This is a genomic window from Novosphingobium sp. (assembly GCF_965228995.1).
Classification (GTDB): domain Bacteria; phylum Pseudomonadota; class Alphaproteobacteria; order Sphingomonadales; family Sphingomonadaceae; genus Novosphingobium.
Genome location: NZ_OZ245852.1, coordinates 3,806,442 through 3,826,613 on the forward strand (window position 1 = coordinate 3,806,442; position 20,172 = coordinate 3,826,613).

Here is a 20,172-nt window from a genome sequence, read left to right on the forward strand (position 1 = left end):
TCCCTCATCCCCGCACCACCACCGAGTTATCCTCGGCCCCGCGCATCAGATGGATAAACACGTCCTCCAGGCTCGGGCTCGCCTCGCGGAAGGTGATCGCCCCCGCCCACGGCGCCACCGCCTCATGCAGCGCCGCCATATCCGGCCCGCAGACATGCAGCGCCGTGCCAAAGGGCGCCGCCATCGCCACCCCTGGCCGCGCCTCGATCTCTTTCGCCAGCCGGTCCGCACCCGGCCCCTCGCCTTGCAGGGCCTTGAGGCCCGATCTCGCGACCACCTCGGCAATGCTCCCCCGCGCCAGCATCCGGCCATAGGCGATATAGGCAATCTCGTGGCAGCGTTCGGCCTCGTCCATGTAATGCGTGGAAACGAGCACGGTCATCCCGCCCGCTGCCAGATCGTGGATCTGCTCCCAGAACTCGCGCCGCGCCTGCGGATCGACGCCCGCGGTCGGCTCATCCAGCAGCAGGATTTCGGGATCGTGCAGCACGCAGGCCGCCAGAGCGAGGCGCTGCTTCCACCCGCCCGAAAGCTTGCCTGCCAGCTGATCGCTGCGCGTCGCCAGCCCCAGCTTCTCCAGCGCCTCGGCCACCCGCTCCTTGCGCCGCTCCAGCCCATGGACCCGCGCGAAGAACTCGAGATTTTCCGCAATCGTCAAATCGGAAAACAGCCCGAACTTCTGCGTCATATACCCCACGCGCGCCTTGATCGCGGCGCGCTTCGTGCGCAAGTCCAGCCCCAGCACGGTGCCCTCCCCCGCATCGGGGATGAGCAGCCCGCAAATCATCCGCAAGGTCGTCGTCTTGCCCGAACCGTTCGGCCCCAGAAACCCGCAAATCCGCCCGCGCGCGACCCCCAGATCCACGGCATCGACCACAGTCCGCCCACCAAACCGCTTGGTCAGTCCCCGCACATCGATAACCAGTTCCTCCCCGGTACGGGGAGGGGGACCATCCGCAGGATGGTGGAGGGGCAGGTTCATTGCGAACGCACCGCCACCGGCAAACCCAGCGGCAGCAGCTTGTCCGCCGGCAGCATGGCCTCGACCATGAACACCAGCTTCGAACGCGCATGCTCGCTGTAGATAACCGGCGGCGTATATTCCGCGCGCGGCGCGATATAGCGCACCGTCGCCGTCCGCTCCGCTCCGCAGCCATCGCAGCTGAAGCGCACCGGCATGCCCGGGTGCAGCCCCGCCACCTTGTCCTGCGGCACAAAGAAGCGGATCTTGCGCTTGTCGTCGGGAATGATCGAGACCACCGGCTGGTTCGCCGGGACCCATTCGCCGGGGTTGAAATAGGTCTGCTCGATCTGCCCGGATGCCGGCGATACCGGCGCGATTTCCTGCCGCCGCCGCGCTTCTGCCGCCAGCGCTGCCTTGGCGCCCTGCACTTGCGCGGTCGCCGCCGCCTGCTGCGTTTGCCGGCCCACGCTCAGTTCGCCGCTGCGCTGCTGTGCCTGCGCTTGCGCCACTTGCGCCGCCGCGCTGTCGCGCGCCGCGCGCGCCGCATCGAGCTGGGTGCGGCTGGCAAAGCCCTTGGCGGCAAGATCGGCAAAGCGGCGGAAATCCGCTTCCGCCCGCACCAGCTGCGCCCGCGCCGAAGCTTCTGCCGCCCGCGCCACGTCGATCTCCGGCGTCCGCTCGCGCGCCGCGCCCAGATCGCTGAGCGAGGCCTGCGCCCCCGCCACTTGCGCCTCGGCCTGCGCCGTGCTGGCATCAGCCGTGCGCGGATCGAGCGCAAACAGCGGCGCGCCCGCGCTCACCCGCCCGCCGCGCTCCACTGGCCGGCTCGCCAATGTCCCCGAAACCGGCGCCGCGACATAGAGCGCCTCCCCTTCGACATAGCCCAGCCACGGATCAGGCGCTGTCGGCCGCGTCAGCAACCAGATCGCGGCTCCCGCCAGCACGGCCAGCAGCAACAGGATCGGCAGGCGTTGGCGCAGGCTCATGCGGAAACTCCATCAGTCATCAGGCCGTGCAGCAAAAGGTCGGCATGGCTCACCGCCATTGCCTCGATATCCATCGGCTTTGCCCCCACCGGCACGAACACGATGCGCCAAAGTGCGGTCAGGATCATGCCACCCGCCACGCTCCGCGCGGCAAGCGCCGGGTCCGCGCAGACAAACTCGCCGCGCCGCACGCCGTGGCGGATGATCTCTTCGATCGCGGCAAACACCCTGGTGATCGCGGCATCGTGATAATAGCGCACCAGATCGGGAAAGGCCTGCCCCTCGCCGATGATCAGGCGCGGCAGAAAGGCGATATTCCCGGTTGCCATCCGCATCATCACCACGCGGATGAAGCGCCGCAGCAGATCGGGTGCAGGATAGTCGGCAAGGTCGGGGATCGGCTCGGGCAGCACGTGCTCGATCATGCCTTCCACCAGCGCGCGAAACAGCGCCTCCTTGGTATCAAACAGGCTGTAGAGCGCGCTGCGGCTGATCCCCACCCGCTGCGCAATGTCTTCCATCGGCGTCGCGGCAAATCCCCGCTCGGCAAAGGCATCGCGGGCCGCTTCGAGCACGCGGTCAAGGCGATCGGGAGGGGTGACTCGGGCCATGCTAGAATAAATAACAGACGCGTCTGTTATTTAAAAGTCGGCCCGTGCGCCATACGCCGATTTTCCTACTCGGGCGCAATTTGCTATGCACCGCGAATGGCCCGGATTTCCGCCCTTTTTGCGCTACCCAACCTGCTTCGCCCCCACACGGGCAGGGCTCGTCCATTTTCGCTCTGGACTGTGTCAAGTGTGTCAACTTGCGCTTCGCGCCGCGCCGGAGCATAGGCGCACCCGAGTCTCCCAGATGCCGCCAGGAAAGGCCTCTCACCCATGAAGATCGCCCAATGAAAATCAGGGTCCATGTCAGCCTCAAGAACGGGGTTCTCGATCCGCAGGGCCGCGCCATTCACCACGCGCTCGAAGGTCTGGGCTTCCAAGGCGTCAACGATGTGCGCGCCGGCCGCCTGATCGAAATGGACGTGGCAGACAGCACGACCGACGCCGCGCTGGAAGATATGTGCCGCAAGCTCCTCGCCAACCAGGTGATCGAGAACTTCCGCATCGAAAAGGTCGCCTGAGCGGAACCCGCCTCCGCCCCCTCCGTTCGTGTCGAGCGAAGTCGAGACACACAGAAAGCCCCCCGCCATGCCCTTCACCGCCGCTGTCATCACCTTCCCCGGCTCCAACTGCGACCGTGACATGGCCGTGGCGATCGAGCAGATCACCGGCGGCACGGTCCACCGCGTGTGGCACGGCGACGCCGATCTGCCCGCCGGCCTCGATTTCATCGCGCTGCCCGGTGGCTTTTCCTACGGTGACTACTTGCGCTCAGGCGCAATGGCCGCGCGTTCGCCAGTCATGCAGGCGGTCGTCGCTGCGGCAAACCGGGGCGTCACCGTGCTCGGCGTGTGCAACGGCTTCCAGGTCCTCACCGAAGCGGGGCTCCTCCCCGGCGCACTGATGCGCAATGCCGGCATCCGTTTCGTCTGCCGCGATGTGCCGCTGGTGGTGGAAAACAACCAGTCGCTGTTTACCGCGCGCTACACCGCCGGCCAGCGCATCACGATCCCGGTCGCGCACCACGATGGCAACTATTTCGCCGATGCCGATACGCTGGACCGCCTCGAAGGCGAAGGCCGCGTCGCCTTCCGCTACGGTGAGCCGGTCAATGGCTCGCAGCGCGATATCGCCGGCGTTCTCAACGCCTCTGGCAATGTGCTCGGCATGATGCCGCATCCCGAACGCATGATCGAACCCGCGCAGGGCGGCAGCGATGGCCGCGCCTTGTTTGAAAGCGTATTGACAGGCCTCGGCGTCGCCGCCTGAGCGGTCAGGCGACGCCTTGCTTGCGGCGCCATTCGATGGTGTCAAACAGCCCGCCCGCGTCCCGCGCGCTCATCGGGCGGCCAAAGAAGTAGCCCTGGATCTTCTTGCAGCCGAGGCGGCGGATCACTGCAAGTTCCTCTTCGGTTTCAACACCTTCCGCAGTCGTTGACATCTCGAGGCTGTCCGCCATCGCCACCACGGCGCGCACGATGGCAAGGCTTTCGGGATTATCACGCGCCGCGCCCTGCACGAAGCTGCGGTCCACCTTGATGGTCGAGAAGCGCAGTTTCCTGAGGTACCCAAGCGAGGAGTAACCCGTCCCGAAATCGTCGAGCGCCACGCCGCAGCCCAGCGACATGATCCGCTCCAGCGTCTGCTGCGCCGCCGTGCCGTCGCGCACAAAAATGCTTTCGGTCACCTCGATCTCGAGCCGGTGCGGCGGAAGCCCGCTCGCAGCCAGCGCGGAAACCACCACTTCGGCAAAGCTGGGATCAAGCAGCTGCTCGCCCGAAACGTTGACCGCCACCTTGATCGGATCCGGCCAGTTGATCGCCTCGAAGCAAGCCGTCCGCAGCACCCACTCGCCAATCGGCACGATCAGCCGCGTATCCTCGGCGAGCGGAATGAACTTGGCGGGGCTCACCGGGCCATGATCCGCCGAGTTCCAGCGCAGCAGCGCTTCAAAGCTCACCGGCGCTTCGGTCGCCGCATCGACCACCGGCTGATAGGCGAGCGTAAACTCGCCGCGTTCCAGCGCGTGGCGCAGCGCGAACTCGAGCTTGCGCCGCTCCTCGGCATGCGCATGCAGCGCCGGCTCGTAATCGAAGTGCATCCCGCCGCCCTCATCCTTGGAGCGGTAGAGCGCAAGGTCGGCATTGCGCATCAGCGTCTCGACCGTCGCACCATCGCGCGGCCCGATCGCCGATCCGACACTGGCCCCCACGTAGAGCGTGTGGTGGTCGATCTCGTAGGGCTGCGACAGCGCGCTGATCACCGCCTTCGCCACTTGCCGGATCCGCGTCCCATCGCCTGCGTCGCGCACCACGATCGCAAACTCGTCACCACCAAGGCGTCCGCACAGCTCGTTCTCGCTCATCAGCGATTTCAAGCGGCCCGAAACCTTGGCGAGCAACTGGTCGCCAACAAGGTGCCCGAGCGTATCGTTGACCGCCTTGAACCGGTCGAGGTCGATCATCATGAAGCCGCAGCGCATCCGCCAGCGATCCGCCTCGCGCATCGCATCGCCCATCGTCTCGGTCAGCATCAGGCGGTTGGGCAGGCCTGTCAGCGTGTCGTAGCGCGCGAGGTACGCGATCTTGTCGGCGCTCTCGCGCTGCTCCGTGACATCCGATCCGACGCCGCGGAAGCCCATGAAATTGCCGTTGTCGTCGAACCGCGGCGAAGCGGAAAGCTCCCACCAGCGATTGTTGCCGTGCAGGGTCACGTGCACCAGCAGGTTCGAAAAACTCTCGCGCCGCTTCAGTCGCTCAGCCAGATCATGCAGCGAGGAATGGAAGTGGCCGCTTTCCCAGGCCGAGCCCGCAACCAGCTGGATCAGCGGCTTGCCGTCGATATCTTCGGGATCCTCGCCGAGCGCGAAGGCAAAGCGCGGGGAAGCAGAACGCACGCGGCGATTGGAATCCGTCTGCCACAGCCAGTCCGCCTCGCCTTCCTCGAATTCGCGCAGCAGCAGCGAGACGACTTCGCTCTTTTCCGCGACCCCCGCCTCAGCCACCTTGCCTGCAAGGAACATCCGCGCGGCTTCGAGGCTGCCGACCCACAGGAAGATCATGAACGTGACCGCCGCCGCCGCCGCCGTCACCTTGCCGAACCACAGGAACACCACGACGCTGGCCGCACCGAGGATCGCGTTGAACAGCACCGCACCAAGCGGCACCGCTGCGAAAGCAAGCGCGGTTCCGGCCATGAGCATCGCCATGATCGTCCAGACCAGCAGCCGCTGCTCGGGCGATGCGAAGGGCGACATCGCGACGATCGGGACGATCCAGATCACCCCGGCCACGACGGTGCAGACGGTGTGGCGGTGGATCTCGTGCCGCGTCATCCGGCGGCGATCGGCGTCCTCCAGCGTATGGTCGAAGTTGGCGCCCCAGATCAGCACGCCGGCGAGCACCCCCGCCCAGCCGAACAGCACGGCAGCCGGGATCGCGCCCCACAGCGCCTGGACCACCAGCATCGCGGCAAGCCCATGCGCGACAAGCCGCGGCCGCGTGAGCCGCGCCAGCCCTGAATACTGCAGACCGCGCAGCCGCCCCCAATCACCTTGCGCCGAATCGCTGAGGCCCAACACGGCCATGGCCGGAAGGTCCCGAGGCAGGGCAGGCAAGGATTGATCGGTCGTTCGGTTCACCCGCTTCGATCTAGTGGGGAAACCTTGCGCAATGGTAAGCGCATCGAAATTTCCGCAGCCTGCCCAGCCCCTTGCGGGTCACGCAAAATTCTGAAAAGGCGAGTAAAAAAGCTGGTAAGGTTTATTTTCGCCGCGATTGCGGCAACTCTCCCAACAGCCGCATTCGCCGCGCCCCTGCCACTCCCGGCGAGGCCGTGCTAGCGCTTCCGCAACGACCACGAAGAGAGCACAGTTCCGGCCATGACAGCCCCCCTCCTGATCCTCGATGGCGGCACCGGCCGCGAGCTTGCCCGCAGCGGCGCGCCCTTCCGCCAGCCCGAGTGGTCAGCGCTTGCGCTGATCGAGGGTCCGCAGTTCGTCAGCGCCGTCCACCGCGCCTATGTCGAGGCCGGGGCGGACGTGATCACCACCAATTCCTACGCGGTCGTCCCCTTCCATATCGGCGAGGAGCGCTTTGCCGCCGAAGGCGCCGCGCTGGCCGCGCTGGCCGGCCGGCTGGCGCGCGAAGTCGCTGATGCAGAGTTTGCGGCAACGGGGCGCAAGGTCCTCATCGCCGGATCGCTGCCCCCGATCTGCGGGTCCTACCGCCCCGATCTCGTCGATCTGGACCGCGCCCGCCCGGTGCTTCAGGTGCTCGTGACAGCCCTCGCGCCGAACATCGACCACTGGCTGGCCGAAACGCTGTCCTCGCTGGTCGAAGCACGCCTTGCCGCCACGCTCACCGCGCCAACGGGCAAGCCACTGTGGCTTTCCTTCACGCTGGAGGACGAAAGGCCGACCACCGCGCCCGCCTTGCGCTCGGGCGAAAGCGTTGCCGAAGCCGCCCGCCTTGCGCAGGAAATCGGCGCAGCGGCGCTGCTGTTCAATTGCAGCCAGCCCGAAGTGATGGAAGCCGCCGTGCGCGCCGCGCGTGAGGAACTCGGTCCGGACAGCCCGGTCCGCCTCGGCGTCTACGCCAACGCCTTCCCGCCGATGGCCGCCGATGCCGAAGCCAACAGCGCGCTCTGCCCGATCCGCGAGGATCTGACGCCCGAGGGATATGGCCGTTTCGCTGCGGCCTGGCACGAAGCTGGCGCCTCGATCATCGGCGGCTGCTGCGGAATCGGGCCAGAGCATATCAAGGCGCTGCGCAAGGAAGCCGTCCATGCCTGACACGGCGGCTCGTGCCCAACCTGCCACCACCAAACCGCCAGGCTGGCCCGACGAGGTGGCGCTGGGCGCGCTCCCGCCGGGCGAGGAGCTGATCGTTCATGCCCGGCATCTCGGTACGCGGATCGATACGCGCGGGCTCTCCGCCGATATCGTGCTGCGTGATCTCGCGGCGGCGGCCGGGCTGACCTTCGCCTTCCGCTACGGCGTCGCGGTCACCTTTTGCACCGTGGAGGACCGCATCCCCGCGCTCGATATGGCGCTCCTCGCGCATGTCCAGGAACCCGCCAGCACGCGGGAGATCGAGACCGCCAGCGTGCTCATCACCGATGGCGGCAAGGAACGCGTCGATGACGACGGCGTGATCCAGCTTGCAGACGATACGATCCCGCGCCTTCTGCTCGTCGCCACCGTGCTGGCGCACAGCGTGATGCTCTCGCGCGATGAAATGCTCGTGTCGGAAGTGTTCGATTCCAGCGTACCGCTTGTTGCCGACCTCCAGGTCAACGGCAAGGCGCGGCTTTCCATCCGCGCGGTCATGCGCATGGTCGGCGGCGTACTGGCCGCGCGGCACCGTGTCATGGGCACGGCGCAAGCGGGCGAGCGCCCCGATCTCCTGTGGGATCACCCCGATCTCGACCGGCTCTACACCCGGCTCGAGGCCGAGTACGAACTGGGCGAGCGCGCCGAAGTGCTCGAACGCAAGTTCGGCGCGCTGGGCGATTTCACCGACGTGCTGCTCGATATCGCGCAGGACAAGCGCGCGGTCCGGCTCGAAGTCGCCATCATCGTATTGATCGCGGTCGAGCTGCTGCTCTCGATCGGCAAGGCGCTGAGCGGCTGAACCGCCGCGGTCAGGTCGCGCCGGGCGGGCCATCCGGCCGGCGCTGCCACAGAATGAGCCCATCCCCAAGGATGAGGTACCGGCCAACCTCGGCGTAGTGGGCCCTCATCTCGCCCAGCACGACTGGCGCGGTGTAGGATCCTGCATAGAGCTTGTAGTCCGAACGGGTCAGCACGAACATCGGGCGGCGGGCGAGGAACTCCGCGACGATCGCCTCCTGCGGCCACCCCAGCGCGCCGTGCTCGAAGTATTCGGCGCTGTGGAACGGGAAGGGATACTTCGTCCTCGGACGCGTACCCGTGGCCGTGTAAGTCGCCGTCGGCCCGGAGAAAACGTAAAGGCTGCGCCGCTCGCCGCCAGCGTTGATCCGGTCAACCAGCGCGCGGAACTGCGCCACATCGGCGCGCCCGCCAGCGATGTTGGCCGGGAAGTTGCCGACCACCACCAGCGCCGCGACAAGCAGGCCCGCGCCGAACCAGCCCGCACGCTGGCGCAGATCGTAGAACGGCACCGCGAGCAACACTGCAAACGGGGCAAGGAACGCGTAGTAATAGGCCAGCACGTTACTGGGAAAATAGATCGAGGCGAGCGCGCCTCCGGTCATCAGCACAACGAGAACACTGGCCCGCCGAGGATAGGTCTGGCCAAGCCGAAACCATGCCCAGACCCCCGCCGCGATCATCAGCAGAAACGGCGATATGACCGTCAGCGTCTTGGGGTGAAAGCGTCCGACGCTTGTCTTGCGCTCGAAGATCGAGACGAAGTTGGCGTAGAAGAAGTCATCGAAATGGCCCGCCGCCGCATACCAAGCGGCAACCGCGAAGGTAGGGGCAAGGCCGACCAGCGCGTAGAGGCAGGCCCGGCCCAGCAGCGGCAGCAAAGCCCGCTCGCGGCGGTAGTCCTCGATCAGGACGAAGGCGGCGAATACAGCGCAGAACGGCGCGGCAGTGTACTTGATCTGGAGCGCAAGGCCGCCCAGCAGCATGGCTAGCAGCGCGGCCCGCAGCGACCCCGGCCAAGCCATGGCGAGATACATCATGCCAAGGCACAGCGGCGTGAACAGCAACTCGCTCTGCGCGCCGCGGCAGCCGAACACCGTCATCGCCAGCAAATAGAGCAGCGCCGCGACCCAGCCTGTGCGGCGATCAGCCAGCAGCGCGGCAATGCGATAGGCGAGCCACGCCCCGATGCAGGCAAACAGGTCTGCCATGATCAGATAGGCCGTGGCCCCGCGCCCCAGCAGGGCATGAGCGCCCTCGAACAGCAGGAACAGCCCGACCGGCTTGCGATCCCAGATGTCGACATAGGGGACCTGCCCGTCGAGCATCGCCGTCGCCACGTAGGAGTAGAACTGCTCGTCGTGATCGACGACCGGGTTGCTCATCCACCAGATGCGGATGATGAGCGAACACGCAGCAATGAACAGCAGAACCGGCAGTTCGCGAACGAGAGGGCCGGTCCCGCCTTCTCGCGCCAGCTGCGCGGCCGCTGCGGTCATTCGACGGTGACCGATTTCGCCAGGTTGCGCGGTTGGTCCACGTCGGTCCCCTTCGCCACCGCCACGTGATAGGCGAGCAGCTGCACCGGCACGGCATAGACCAGCGGCGCGATCAGCGGGTGCACCTTGGGCATCTCGATCGTGGCAAGGCAGCCCTCGCCCGCTTCCTCGATCCCCGCCGCATCGGAAATGAGCACGACCTTGCCGCCGCGCGCGCGCACTTCCTGCATGTTGCTCACGGTCTTCTCGAAGAGCGGACCGGAGGGCGCCAGCACGATCACCGGCACCGCCTCGTCGATCAGCGCGATGGGCCCATGCTTCATCTCGCCCGAGGCATAGCCTTCGGCATGGATGTAGCTGATTTCCTTCAGCTTCAGCGCGCCCTCGAGCGCCAGCGGATAGTCCGGCCCGCGTCCGAGATAGAGCACGTCACGCGCCGGGGCGATGAGGTGCGCCATGGCGGCGATCTCGTCGTCGTGGCTCAGCGCAGCGTTCAATGCAGCGGGTGCTTCGGCCAGCTGGTTGACGATGTCGGCCTCTTCCTCACGGCTGAGGCGGCCGCGCTTGACCGCAAGGTGCGCAGCGAGCGCGGCGAGCACGGCAAGCTGGCAGGTGAACGCCTTGGTCGAGGCGACACCGATTTCGGGCCCGGCGTGGGTCGGCAGCAGGAGGTCCGCCTCGCGCGCCATCGAACTCGTCGGCACGTTGACCACCACCGCGATGGTCTGGCCGGCCGCCTTGCAGTGGCGCAGCGCCGCCAGCGTGTCCGCCGTCTCGCCGCTTTGCGAGATGAACAGGGCAAGGCCGCCCGGCTCCAGCACGGGATCGCGGTAGCGGAACTCGCTCGCTACATCGATATCGACTGGCAGACGCGCGAACTGCTCGAACCAGTATTTCGCGACCATCCCTGCGTAGAAGCTCGTCCCGCAGGCGACGATGGTCACGCGGCTGATGCTGGATAGGTCGAAATCGATCTGCGGCAGCGCGACGGTCTGGTCGATCCGGCGCAAGTAGCTGCGCAGCGTCTGCGCGACCACGGTCGGCTGCTCGAAGATTTCCTTCTGCATGAAGTGGCGGAACTCGCCCTTCTCGATCGCCGCCGCCGTCGCGCCCGAGGCGACGATTGGGCGCGTCACCTCGTTGTTGTCGACGTCGTAGATCGTCGCGCCTTCGCGCGTGATGACGACCCAGTCGCCCTCTTCGAGATAAGTGATCCGCTGTGTCAGCGGCGCGAGCGCGAGCGCGTCGGAGCCAAGGTAGGTCTCGCCCTGATTGTCTCCGGCACCGTAGCCCACCACCAGCGGCGAGCCGAGCCGCGCGCCGATCAGCATGTCGTCATGCTGGCGGAATGCGATGGCCAGCGCGAAGGCGCCGCGCAGCTTGGGCAGCACGGCCTTCACCGCATCCTGAGGGCTGAGACCCGCTTCGACCTGTTCGGACACGAGATGCGCGACCACTTCGGTATCGGTTTCGCTCTCGAACGTCCGCCCCCGCGCGATCAGGGCATCGCGCAGCGGCTTGAAGTTCTCGATGATGCCATTGTGGACGAGCGCCACTTCGCCCGTCGCATGCGGGTGCGCGTTGCTGGTGGTCGGCGCGCCGTGGGTCGCCCAACGGGTATGGGCGATGCCGATGTGGCCCGAGGCCGGATGGCGCGCCAGTTCGAGCACGAGATTGCCCAGCTTGCCCTCGGCGCGGCGGCGGACCAACTGGTCATCCGCCACAAGGCAGATGCCCGCGCTGTCATAACCGCGGTATTCCATGCGGCGCAGACCATCCACCAACCGGTCCGCGACCTGTTCCTTGCCGACAATTCCGATAATTCCGCACATGGGGAGAGGCGCCTTCGCTCAGAGGGTGTAAGGTACGCGGATGCCCGGCATTTCGGCCGGAAAATCCTTGGTGTTGCGGGTAACGAGGACGCGGCCGCGGGTGAGCGCGGTGGCAAGAATGATCGCGTCGGGCGATTTCAGGCGGGGCCGTTCGCGGCGCAGGGCGGCAGCGCGCGATGCGATTTCGACATCGATCTCGTCGATGGCGAACCGATCAAGGAACGCTTCGGTTTCGCGCAGGGTCTGGCCTTCGCCTTTCGAAAGGATCTCGACCCATGCCATGCGGCTCAGCCACAGCCGCCGTCCCGCCGACGCGGCGCGCTTGAGCTCGGTCCGCGCGCGATCATAGCCGAGCAGAGCGTCGATAACGATGTTGGCATCGAACGCATAGTCGCTCACGCGGCACCATCTTCCGGGTTGGCGGCGGCACGGCGCATGGCGATATAAACGGCGCGCTGGCGATCATCTTCGGCATCGAACAGGTCCGGGAACTCCGCTTTGGTTGCCTCGTAGTCGTCATCCCAGGGGCGCGTCCACGACGCTCGTTCGCGCCGTTGCCATTCGACGGAATCGCCGATGTCGGTGCGATCCTTCCACAGACCGAAGCCGCTATCGATCCAGTCCGTGCCCGAAGACGCGGCCTGCGCCTTGTAGGTAGCCACTGCTTCACGCAGCACCGAGGCGCGCGACTTGCCTTGCTCCGCAGCACGGGCATCGAGCCACTGGATGTCTTCTTCGGGCAGATCGGCGAGGATTCGGGTCATTGTGATATCGCGATATCATATCATGATATCATGTCAAGAGCCGAGCAGGGGCTTGCCACCCCTTCCCCGCACGATAGTCTCAAGGCGTAAACAAGTCCGTACAGCCGAGGCGGAAAACGGGGGGACGTCCGACATGGCCAGCAAGCTGAAAGTCTATCACCTGCCCGGCGCCTGGGGCCTGCCGACGGTGAGCCCGTTCTGCCTCAAGCTCGACGCATGGCTGCGCATGACCGGAATCGAGCATGAGGCAATCACCGCTGCCACGCCCTTCGCGGGCCCCAAGGGCAAGGCCCCGTGGATCGAGCTGGACGGCGAGAAAATCGGCGATTCAACCTTCATCATCGCGCACCTTGCCCAGCGTTTCGGGGTCGATCCCGATGCCCACCTCACCTCGGCCCAGCGCGGCGTGGCCGTGGCGATCCAGCGGCTGATCGACGAGAACCTCTACTGGACGATGGTCAATGATCGCTGGGTGAACGAGGCAAACTGGCAGCAATTCCGCGATGTCGTGCTCGGCGGCCTCGCCGTGCCGCTGCGCCGCGTGCTTGGCCCCGTGGCGCGGCACGGGGTTAAGAAGCAGCTCGCCGGTCACGGCATGGGCCTCCACAGCCCGGAGGAAATCGCCGCCATTGGCCGCCGCGACATCAACGCGCTCGCCGCGATCCTCGGGGATCAGGACTGGTTCTTCGGCGATACGCCCAGCTCGACCGACGCGGTGGTCTACGCCCAGCTCGTCAACATCTGGCGCGCCCCGCTCGAAAGCGAAGTGCGCCGCGCCATCGGCCAGACGCCGAATCTAGTCGCCTTCATCGACCGCTTTGCGGCGCGGTACTATTAGGCCGTAAACCCCGTCCATGCTGAGCTTGTCGAAGCACTGTTCTTGTTCTTGCGGCAAAAGCGCTGTCCCGCAAAGAAAGAACAGCCCTTCGACAAGCTCAGGGTAGACGGGTTTGGGGGTGAATGTGGTTTGTATCCACCGCTCGTCGCCCTAACGGTTCTCACGCCACCACTTGAAAGTGAACACCGCCGCGCCCGGCCCCTCGCGGCCCAGCTGCGCCAACTTATCGAGCGCCTCGGTCACGCTCGGGAAATGGCCCTCGGGCACCTCCCATAGCGCCAGCGAAGGCTCCATCGGCTCGAACCACTCGCCCCGCCGCGCCAGCACCGCGCGGTGATCGGCCTGGCGATAGGCGAAGGCTTCCAGCGAGGGCACGTCGCGCCAGACCGAGAGGTTGACGATGAAATCCGCGTCCCCTGCCACCGCCTCGATTGCGGTCGCATCGTTGGCATCGCCGTCCCCCACCAGCCGCCAGATGAACCCGTCGGCCGCATCAGCCTGCGCGTTCACGTGATCGAGCGCGTCCATGAACGGCTGGTTGGCGGGATCGGCCTTGGGGCGGCGGAAGCGGGCGACGTTGAGCTGGGCAATCGGCATCTTCAAAGCTCCTGCCGGAAATAAACCACCCGCTCGGTCTCGGCAAAACCGGCAGCGAGGTGGAAGGCATGGCTCTCAAGATCGTCGTGCCACGTATCCGATGCAAACTCGCGGCACCCCCGCGCCCGGCCCCAATCCGCCACGGCTTGCACCAGCCGCCGTGCAAGGCCCTGTCGCCGCACCGCCTCGTCCACGAAAATACCTTCGAGGAACAGGACGGGCGAGGTCTCGCAGCCGTTCACGTATTCATGCCGGATCGCAGCCTCGGCAAAGCCGACCACCTCGTCGCCCCTCAGCGCCACCAGATTGAGGAACCGCTCGGGCTCCACCAGCTGCTCTTCCGCCTCGGCGCGATGCTCGCTTGCCGGGGTCTCATCCCACAACGCATGCCGCAGCGCTGCCCAGCCATCGAGATGATCAGGGCCCGCCGCGAAAATCGCGATCATTTGCGCTCGGCCTTCTTGCGCTTCATCGCATCGTGGAAGCGGTCGGCCCAGCCGGGCTTGACCAGCTGCTCGGCGCGCACCAGCCGCAGCTCGCCATCCGCCACATCGCGGCTCACCGCGCTGCCCGCGGCGACAATGGCATCGGCGCCGATCTTCACCGGCGCGATCAGTGCGGAGTTCGAGCCGATGAAGGCCCGCTCGCCGATCACGGTGCGATACTTGAAGTAGCCATCATAGTTGCAGGTGATCGTGCCCGCGCCGATGTTCGCGCCGGCGCCCACATCGGCATCGCCCAGATACGTCAGGTGGTTGGCCTTCGCGCCCGCATGGAGCACCGCGTTCTTCACTTCGACGAAATTGCCGACCCGCGCCTTTTCCTCCAGCACCGCACCGGGGCGCAGCCGCGCGAAGGGGCCGACCGACGTGCCGCTATCCAGCCGCGCGCCCTCGATATGGCAGAACGCGTGGATCACCACGTTGTCCGCCACGGTCACGCCGGGGCCAAACACGACGTTCTGCTCCACCGTCACATCGCGGCCGAGCACGGTATCCCAGGCGAACCATACCGTCTCGGGCGCCACGAGACTCGCGCCATCGGCCATCGCCTGCAGCCGCCGCTTCTTCTGCCAGCGCGCTTCCGCCTCGGCCAGTTCGGCGCGGCTGTTGATGCCGGCGACTTCATCGGGATCACCCGTCACCACAACCGCGCAGACGCGGCCATCGCCGTTCGCCACATTGACGATATCGGTGAGGTAATATTCACCCTGCGCGTTGTCGTTCCCCACCCGCGCCAGCAGGGCAAACAGCTCGTCCCCGCGCACCGCCATCAGGCCCGAATTGCACAAACGGCAGGCACGCTCAGCCTCGGTGGCATCCTTGTGCTCGACCATCTTCTGGACGAGGCCGTTCTCGGCAATCACCCGGCCATATTGCAGCGCATCGTCAGGCTCGAAGCCCAGCACGACCACCGCCGGATTATCGTCCCCGTGCAGCCGCTCCAGCATCGCGTGCATCGTATCGGTGCGCACGAAGGGCACATCGCCATAAAGGATCAGCACGTCGCCCGCGAACCCGGCCAGCGCGCCTTCGGCCTGCTGCACCGCGTGCCCGGTGCCAAGCTGCGGGTCCTGCACGGCAAGCTCTGCGCTATTTCCCAGCGCCGCCGCCAATTGCTCGCGCCCCGCGCCGACCACGACCACCTTGCGCGCGGGACCAAGCGCATCGGCGCTCGCCAGCAGGTGCATCAGCATGGGCCGCCCAGCGATCGGGTGCAGCACCTTGTGGAGGTCGCTTTTCATGCGGGTGCCCTTGCCAGCGGCGAGGACAACGAGCGCGACGGGGCGTTCAGGCGGGGAGGAAGCTTCGGTCATGCGCGTTCCTTGCCAGCATTTGCTTGCAGTTTCCAGAACGCGCCGCCACGGATCGCGACATGACGGATTTTCCCTTCCAGATCGTCGGTTTCGACCTCGATGGCACACTGCTCGACACCGCCTGCGATATCGGCCACGCGCTCAATCATGCGCTGGCCCATGTCGGCCGACCGCTGGTCCCGCTGGACCAGGCGCGGCGCTATATCGGCGGCGGAAGTGCGCAGCTCCTGCACAATGCGCTAGAGGCGAGCGGCGGGAAGGATGGGATCGATTTCGCCGCCCTGCAGGAGCGCCTGCTGGCCTTTTACGCCGAAAACATCGCCCACCACACCGTGCTGTTCTCCGGCGGCGAGGCCATGCTGGAAACGCTCGCGGCGCGCGGTGTCCACCTCGCCATCGCCACCAACAAGCGTGAGGATCTCGCCCGCCGCCTGTTTGACGAGCTCGGCCTCACCCCCCGCTTCGCCACGATCATCGGCGGCGATACACTCGGCCCCGGCCGCGCCAAGCCTGCGCCCGACATGCTCCACGAAATGGTGGCGCGGAGCGGTGGGGGACGGGCGGCTTTCGTTGGCGATACGACCTTCGATATCGGCGCCGCCCGCGCGGCGGGCATGCCGGTCGTCGCAGTCAGCTTCGGTTTCAACGATCGGCCGGCGCATGAACTCGGCGCCGATGCGGTGATCGACCATTTCGACGAACTGGTCCCCGCGCTGGAGACGCTCGCGCGCTAGGCCGCGGCAGATGATCCGCGCCCGCGCCGCACTCAATGGCCGGTCAGCGCGCGCATCCAGTTGAGCCAGAACGGCTGGTAGTACAGCCATGTCGCCAGGATCTCGTTCGCCAGCACCCACAGAAATGCCGCAACCCATGCCGGGTGCGGCCGTCCCCGCGTCAGCACGTCATACCCGCCGAGCGCCAGCATCAACAGCAGGGTGCCCGGGTAGGTGGCCGCGTAATATTGCCAATAGCCCTCGCCAAGCCAGTCTCCGATCGGATCGGCGATCAGGCGGCTGAACCCGGGCTCGGTGATCGCGATCGTGCCCATGAGCATCAGCCGCTTGTGCGCCGCGCCGTCGCGCCGGTAGAGGAAGCCCGCCGCAATCAGCACAACCGCGCCGAGCACGTTGGTGAACTGGGTCGCCATGAACGACAGCGAAGACGCCTTGATCGTGACCTTGGCAATCTTGAGCGACAGCGCGACGGCTGGCCCGAGAATCAGCATCAGCGGCCACAGCGCCAGCACCGCCATGCCCAGCTTCCGGTGCAGCGCGATGTTGCGCGTGCGGATCAGGACGACTTGCGCAGCCAGCAGCACAAGCCATGCCCCGTAAGTCACGGCATGCGCGTGGACGATCAACGGATAGCGCAAGCTGCGACCCGCCGCGGCCTTCTGAACCATATCCCAGCCGAATCCGGCGAGGATGACGATCCAGACGACCATCACGCACAGCATCACGGCGGTCCTGTCCCAGCGATGGAAGGATGCAAAGCGGGTACCGATCACCGTCGCCATTATGGTGCAGGACTTCCTTAAGGGGATGGAAGCCGCGATTAGTCGTCACCCCCGAACCGCTGTCAAGTGAGGTGTTGCGGCATGGCGGTGACATGGCCCGCCACGCAATGCCCTCCCACGGGGGGATCGATGATGGAGAAACCCGCCAGATAGAAATAAGTGGGGCCACTGCAGAATATCTGTGCGCGCCCTGCGCCTTGCCATTCGCCCGGCGCAGCGCCACTCTTGGGGCAAGCATAACATCCCCAAGGAGAGTTCCCGATGTCCGAAGAATATGTGCCCCCCAAGGTCTGGACCTGGGACAAGGCCAATGGCGGTGCCTTCGCCGGCGTGAACCGCCCCACCGCCGGCGCGCAGAAGGAAGTGGAGCTGCCGGTGGGCGAGCATCCGTTCCAGCTCTATTCGCTCGGCACGCCCAATGGCCAGAAGGTCACGATCATGCTCGAGGAGCTGCTCGAGCTTGGCATTACGGCTGCGGAATACGATGCCTGGCTGATCAAGATCTTCGAAGGTGACCAGTTCGGCAGCGGCTTTGTCGATATCAATCCCAATTCCAAGATCCCCGCGATGGTCGACCGCAGCGGGCCCGAACCCTTCCGCATTTTCGAATCGGGCGCGATGCTGGTGCACCTTGCGGAAAAGTTCGGTCACTTCCTGCCCAAGGAAGGCCCCGCCCGCGCCGAGGTGCTTTCCTGGCTGTTCTGGCAAGTCGGCTCGGCCCCGTTCATGGGCGGCGGCTTCGGGCACTTCTATGCCTATGCGCCGGTCAAGATCGAATACGCGATCGACCGCTATTCCATGGAAACCAAGCGCCTGTTCGACGTCGCCAACAACCAGCTCAAGAAAACCCGCTTCCTCGGCGGCGAAGAATATACGATCGCCGACATGGCCGCCTACCCGTGGCTCGGCAACATCTACCGCGGTGACGCCTATGGCGATGCGGCGACGTTCCTTTCGATGCACGAATATGAAGCCGTCGGCCGCTGGGTCGCCGAGATCGACGCGCGCCCCGGCACCAGGCGCGGCCGCCTCGTCAACACCAACAAGGGCATCCTCGAACGCCACAGCGCGGCCGATTTCGCCGCGCTGCCGGAAGGAACGCTCTGAAAGTACAGCGGATGGGGCAAAATCCTGCCCCATCCGCCCCTTTTCATTCATGAACGCGCCGCTATAAGCCCGCCTTCCTGCTGGGGCGTCGCCAAGTGGTAAGGCACCGGTTTTTGGTACCGGCATTCGGAGGTTCGAATCCTCCCGCCCCAGCCAGCAAGTCATCGATCTGGGTCCGGTTTCGGACCAAAGACGCGAAAGGCGCGCAAGTCTGCGACCTTCCACCCTCAAACTGCACTTTGGAGAGAGGGGTTGCCAGTCAATTCCTCGTCCAAATTGCAGGCATTCTCCACCCAGAAAGAGCCCAGTACAGTTTCCGAATTGGCTGGAATTGCGGACAGTTCTGACTGACAGCTTTTTGTCGACCAAACGGGAAGGTCTGCCGTTCGTTCAGCGCCGAAATCATCACCGGGGAAGAGGGCCGGCGCCGCTAACCGTTGCAGGCCTCGGCAGTATGATGCCGGTTAGCAGAGAAATGATGACCCGGCAGCTCACCGAAGGTCTGCGGGCGGTTGATAGGCGAGGCGGTCATGTCATCATATCCTCTGCGGATGAAATGACCGAAAGGTACAAAGCCTTTACCCCGGCTTGGGCGCCAGCTTCGAATGCTTCATATGCCCGCATACCAGGCATAGCCGCGGTCCTCCCAATAGCCGCCCTTGCCAGACCCGAAGCTGGCGAGACTGTCGGTGATTTGGACGCGCTGGACATATTTGGCTTGCTTGTAGCCGAACTGCCGTTCGACGCGCAGGCGAAGTGGCGCGCCATGGGCAACCGGAAGTGCTGTGCCATTCATGGCATAGGCCAAAATGGTTTGGGGATGGAAAGCGTCGATCAGGTCGATGCTCTCGTAATATTGGCCCGGGCTTTGGATGCCGCCCTTTTCCGGCTCGCCATCAAGATTGTCGGCGCAATGAAAGACGGCGTAACGCGCATGGGTTTTGAGGCCAGCGGCCTTGAGCAAAAAGCCAAGCGGAACGCCTGTCCAACTCCCGATCGCGCTCCAGCCCTCCACGCAATCGTGTCGGGTGATTTGCGTACGGGCTGGCATTTTCCGCAATTGGCTGAGTGACAATGTGAGCGGGCGATCGACGAGGCCGTCGATGACCAGACTCCAGTCTGAAAATCCGTTGGCCATGGCATCGGCATAGGCATCGCCACCGGGCATGGTCGTGCCATTGGCGCGAAAGTCAGGCGAGATATCCGAGGGTCGATACTCGCGCGCCAGCGCGTTTTTGCCTTGTAGGAACCGCTGGGCTGTCAGGGTGCTATCGTCGAGCGAACCGAGCAGGCGCCGTGCTGGCGCATTTTCATTCACTCGGTCGCATCCGGCCAGCAGCAGGGCCGAGGCACTGCCCGATCCCACCAAGAGTGCGCGCCGGGAAAATCGGAAGTTGCTCATTGGCTGTCTCCATGCTCGATCGTGTAGCTGCCGGTGACCATGGACCGGATGTTGTTGAGCAGGCCCGAAAGGATCACGAGCGCGACATGCACCACCGCGAAAAGGACGAGGCCGCTGGCGGTCAGGAAATGGAGGGTCCGCGCAGCCTGCCGCCCGCCAAACATTTCGGGCAACCATGGCCACGCCGCATCCATGCCGGGAGACATGGCAAGACCTGTGCCCACCATCAGCGGAAGAAGGCCGACGACAACCAGAAGATAGCTCGCCTTTTGCAGGATATTATAGCGTTTCGCTTCGGCGCCCTTGGCAAATCGGAGGCGCGCATGTTCGCGCACTTCATGCCAGATATGGGCAAGGTCGAACTGATCGCGATCGGGTAGTAAATCGCGATAGAAGTGGCGACGCGCGATAAGGCCCGATCTCGCAGGCGGCGGCGCTGATTGAGGTAGAAGCGGATCTCCCATATTTGCTTTGGCTTGAGCGCTCGCTTTGCGCCGACAGCGCGCCCGGCGTTCCAGACCTGACGCTTGGGGGATGTGGTTTCGGATTCAAGCTTTTCCATGTTCATTCTCCGATGGCCAGAATTGGCCATCGGAAGAACGTCTGCCGGC

At 65.5% G+C, this 20,172-nt stretch carries 21 protein-coding genes, 1 tRNA gene and 1 pseudogene; 8 read left to right on the forward strand and 15 right to left on the reverse strand.

Going from position 1 to position 20,172, the window contains the following annotated elements; all coding sequences use genetic code 11:
- Positions 1–4: 4 nt before the first annotated feature.
- From ACO056_RS17345 to ACO056_RS17355, 3 genes are read right to left on the reverse strand one after another with little or no spacing between them, the layout of a single operon-like run.
- The gene (locus ACO056_RS17345) at positions 5–982 is read right to left on the reverse strand and encodes an ABC transporter ATP-binding protein (protein WP_421849118.1); all 978 of its coding nucleotides are present in this window, start codon (positions 980–982) and stop codon (positions 5–7) included.
- Positions 979–1,950, reverse strand: coding sequence for an HlyD family secretion protein (locus tag ACO056_RS17350; RefSeq protein ID WP_421849121.1), 972 nt, complete (start codon positions 1,948–1,950; stop codon positions 979–981). Before ACO056_RS17350 ends, ACO056_RS17345 begins: the two co-directional genes overlap by 4 nt.
- Entirely contained in the window at positions 1,947–2,561 is a 615-nt protein-coding gene (locus ACO056_RS17355) for a TetR/AcrR family transcriptional regulator (RefSeq protein WP_421849125.1), read from the reverse strand. Before ACO056_RS17355 ends, ACO056_RS17350 begins: the two co-directional genes overlap by 4 nt.
- Positions 2,562–2,845: 284 nt before the next feature.
- On the opposite strand from ACO056_RS17355, the gene purS reads away from it, so the two are divergent.
- The gene (gene purS / locus ACO056_RS17360; RefSeq protein WP_421849128.1) at positions 2,846–3,079 is read left to right on the forward strand and encodes a phosphoribosylformylglycinamidine synthase subunit PurS; all 234 of its coding nucleotides are present in this window, start codon (positions 2,846–2,848) and stop codon (positions 3,077–3,079) included.
- A gap of 67 nt (positions 3,080–3,146) precedes the next feature.
- Positions 3,147–3,827 (forward strand): phosphoribosylformylglycinamidine synthase subunit PurQ, encoded by a 681-nt coding sequence (gene purQ / locus ACO056_RS17365; RefSeq protein ID WP_421849131.1) that lies wholly within the window; start codon positions 3,147–3,149, stop codon positions 3,825–3,827.
- Positions 3,828–3,831: 4 nt separating this feature from the next.
- On the opposite strand, the gene ACO056_RS17370 is transcribed toward purQ, so the two are convergent.
- Positions 3,832–6,144, reverse strand: coding sequence for a putative bifunctional diguanylate cyclase/phosphodiesterase (locus ACO056_RS17370; protein WP_421849134.1), 2,313 nt, complete (start codon positions 6,142–6,144; stop codon positions 3,832–3,834).
- Positions 6,145–6,438: 294 nt separating this feature from the next.
- Here ACO056_RS17370 and ACO056_RS17375 point away from each other — a divergent pair, with 294 nt between their 5' ends.
- Complete coding sequence (locus tag ACO056_RS17375) at positions 6,439–7,350, forward strand: homocysteine S-methyltransferase family protein (protein WP_421849137.1); 912 nt, start codon at positions 6,439–6,441, stop codon at positions 7,348–7,350.
- Complete coding sequence (locus ACO056_RS17380) at positions 7,343–8,191, forward strand: RMD1 family protein (protein WP_421849140.1); 849 nt, start codon at positions 7,343–7,345, stop codon at positions 8,189–8,191. The genes ACO056_RS17375 and ACO056_RS17380 overlap by 8 nt, the downstream gene beginning before the upstream one ends.
- A 10-nt stretch (positions 8,192–8,201) precedes the next feature.
- Here ACO056_RS17380 and ACO056_RS17385 read toward each other — a convergent pair whose 3' ends face one another.
- The 4 genes from ACO056_RS17385 to ACO056_RS17400 are packed head-to-tail and all read right to left on the reverse strand — an operon-like array spanning position 8,202 to position 12,285.
- Positions 8,202–9,689 carry an ArnT family glycosyltransferase gene (locus ACO056_RS17385; RefSeq protein WP_421849143.1) on the reverse strand — a complete coding sequence of 496 codons (1,488 nt, stop codon included), beginning with the start codon at positions 9,687–9,689 and terminating at the stop codon, positions 8,202–8,204.
- The gene (gene glmS / locus ACO056_RS17390) at positions 9,686–11,521 is read right to left on the reverse strand and encodes a glutamine--fructose-6-phosphate transaminase (isomerizing) (protein ID WP_421849146.1); all 1,836 of its coding nucleotides are present in this window, start codon (positions 11,519–11,521) and stop codon (positions 9,686–9,688) included. Before glmS ends, ACO056_RS17385 begins: the two co-directional genes overlap by 4 nt.
- An 18-nt stretch (positions 11,522–11,539) precedes the next feature.
- A complete protein-coding gene (locus tag ACO056_RS17395; RefSeq protein ID WP_421849149.1) occupies positions 11,540–11,920 on the reverse strand; it encodes a PIN domain-containing protein in 381 nt (126 codons plus the stop codon).
- Positions 11,917–12,285, reverse strand: a complete 369-nt coding sequence (locus ACO056_RS17400) for a ribbon-helix-helix protein, CopG family (RefSeq protein WP_421849153.1) — start codon at positions 12,283–12,285, stop codon at positions 11,917–11,919. The genes ACO056_RS17395 and ACO056_RS17400 overlap by 4 nt, the downstream gene beginning before the upstream one ends.
- A 133-nt stretch (positions 12,286–12,418) precedes the next feature.
- On the opposite strand from ACO056_RS17400, the gene ACO056_RS17405 reads away from it, so the two are divergent.
- Positions 12,419–13,123 carry a glutathione S-transferase family protein gene (locus ACO056_RS17405; protein WP_421849156.1) on the forward strand — a complete coding sequence of 235 codons (705 nt, stop codon included), beginning with the start codon at positions 12,419–12,421 and terminating at the stop codon, positions 13,121–13,123.
- A 150-nt stretch (positions 13,124–13,273) separates the two neighbouring features.
- Here the strand turns inward: ACO056_RS17405 and ACO056_RS17410 are convergent, their stop codons facing one another.
- The 3 genes from ACO056_RS17410 to glmU are packed head-to-tail and all read right to left on the reverse strand — an operon-like array spanning position 13,274 to position 15,536.
- Positions 13,274–13,720 (reverse strand): DUF3291 domain-containing protein, encoded by a 447-nt coding sequence (locus ACO056_RS17410; protein WP_421849159.1) that lies wholly within the window; start codon positions 13,718–13,720, stop codon positions 13,274–13,276.
- A gap of 2 nt (positions 13,721–13,722) precedes the next feature.
- Positions 13,723–14,166: an aminoglycoside 6'-N-acetyltransferase gene (aac(6'), locus tag ACO056_RS17415; protein WP_421849161.1), complete on the reverse strand. Its 444-nt coding sequence runs from the start codon at positions 14,164–14,166 to the stop codon at positions 13,723–13,725.
- Positions 14,163–15,536, reverse strand: coding sequence for a bifunctional UDP-N-acetylglucosamine diphosphorylase/glucosamine-1-phosphate N-acetyltransferase GlmU (glmU, locus tag ACO056_RS17420; protein WP_421849164.1), 1,374 nt, complete (start codon positions 15,534–15,536; stop codon positions 14,163–14,165). The genes aac(6') and glmU overlap by 4 nt, the downstream gene beginning before the upstream one ends.
- A gap of 59 nt (positions 15,537–15,595) precedes the next feature.
- Between glmU and ACO056_RS17425 the strand changes: the two genes are divergently transcribed.
- Entirely contained in the window at positions 15,596–16,270 is a 675-nt protein-coding gene (locus ACO056_RS17425; protein ID WP_421849167.1) for an HAD-IA family hydrolase, read from the forward strand.
- A 32-nt stretch (positions 16,271–16,302) separates the two neighbouring features.
- On the opposite strand, the gene ACO056_RS17430 is transcribed toward ACO056_RS17425, so the two are convergent.
- A complete protein-coding gene (locus tag ACO056_RS17430; RefSeq protein WP_421849170.1) occupies positions 16,303–17,052 on the reverse strand; it encodes a hypothetical protein in 750 nt (249 codons plus the stop codon).
- A gap of 261 nt (positions 17,053–17,313) precedes the next feature.
- On the opposite strand from ACO056_RS17430, the gene yghU reads away from it, so the two are divergent.
- Positions 17,314–18,159, forward strand: coding sequence for a glutathione-dependent disulfide-bond oxidoreductase (yghU, locus tag ACO056_RS17435; RefSeq protein WP_421849172.1), 846 nt, complete (start codon positions 17,314–17,316; stop codon positions 18,157–18,159).
- A gap of 81 nt (positions 18,160–18,240) precedes the next feature.
- Positions 18,241–18,315 (forward strand) — tRNA-Gln (locus ACO056_RS17440).
- Between the two features lie 454 nt (positions 18,316–18,769).
- On the opposite strand, the gene ACO056_RS17445 is transcribed toward ACO056_RS17440, so the two are convergent.
- From ACO056_RS17445 to ACO056_RS17455, 3 genes and pseudogenes are all read right to left on the reverse strand, one after another.
- Positions 18,770–19,561, reverse strand: coding sequence for a molybdopterin-binding protein (locus ACO056_RS17445; protein WP_421849175.1), 792 nt, complete (start codon positions 19,559–19,561; stop codon positions 18,770–18,772).
- Positions 19,558–20,025 (reverse strand): cytochrome b/b6 domain-containing protein, encoded by a 468-nt coding sequence (locus ACO056_RS17450; RefSeq protein ID WP_421849178.1) that lies wholly within the window; start codon positions 20,023–20,025, stop codon positions 19,558–19,560. The genes ACO056_RS17445 and ACO056_RS17450 overlap by 4 nt, the downstream gene beginning before the upstream one ends.
- A pseudogene (locus ACO056_RS17455) lies at positions 19,959–20,129 on the reverse strand (integrase); the annotation flags it as partial. The gene ACO056_RS17450 and the pseudogene ACO056_RS17455, both read right to left, overlap by 67 nt.
- Positions 20,130–20,172: the final 43 nt, after the last annotated feature.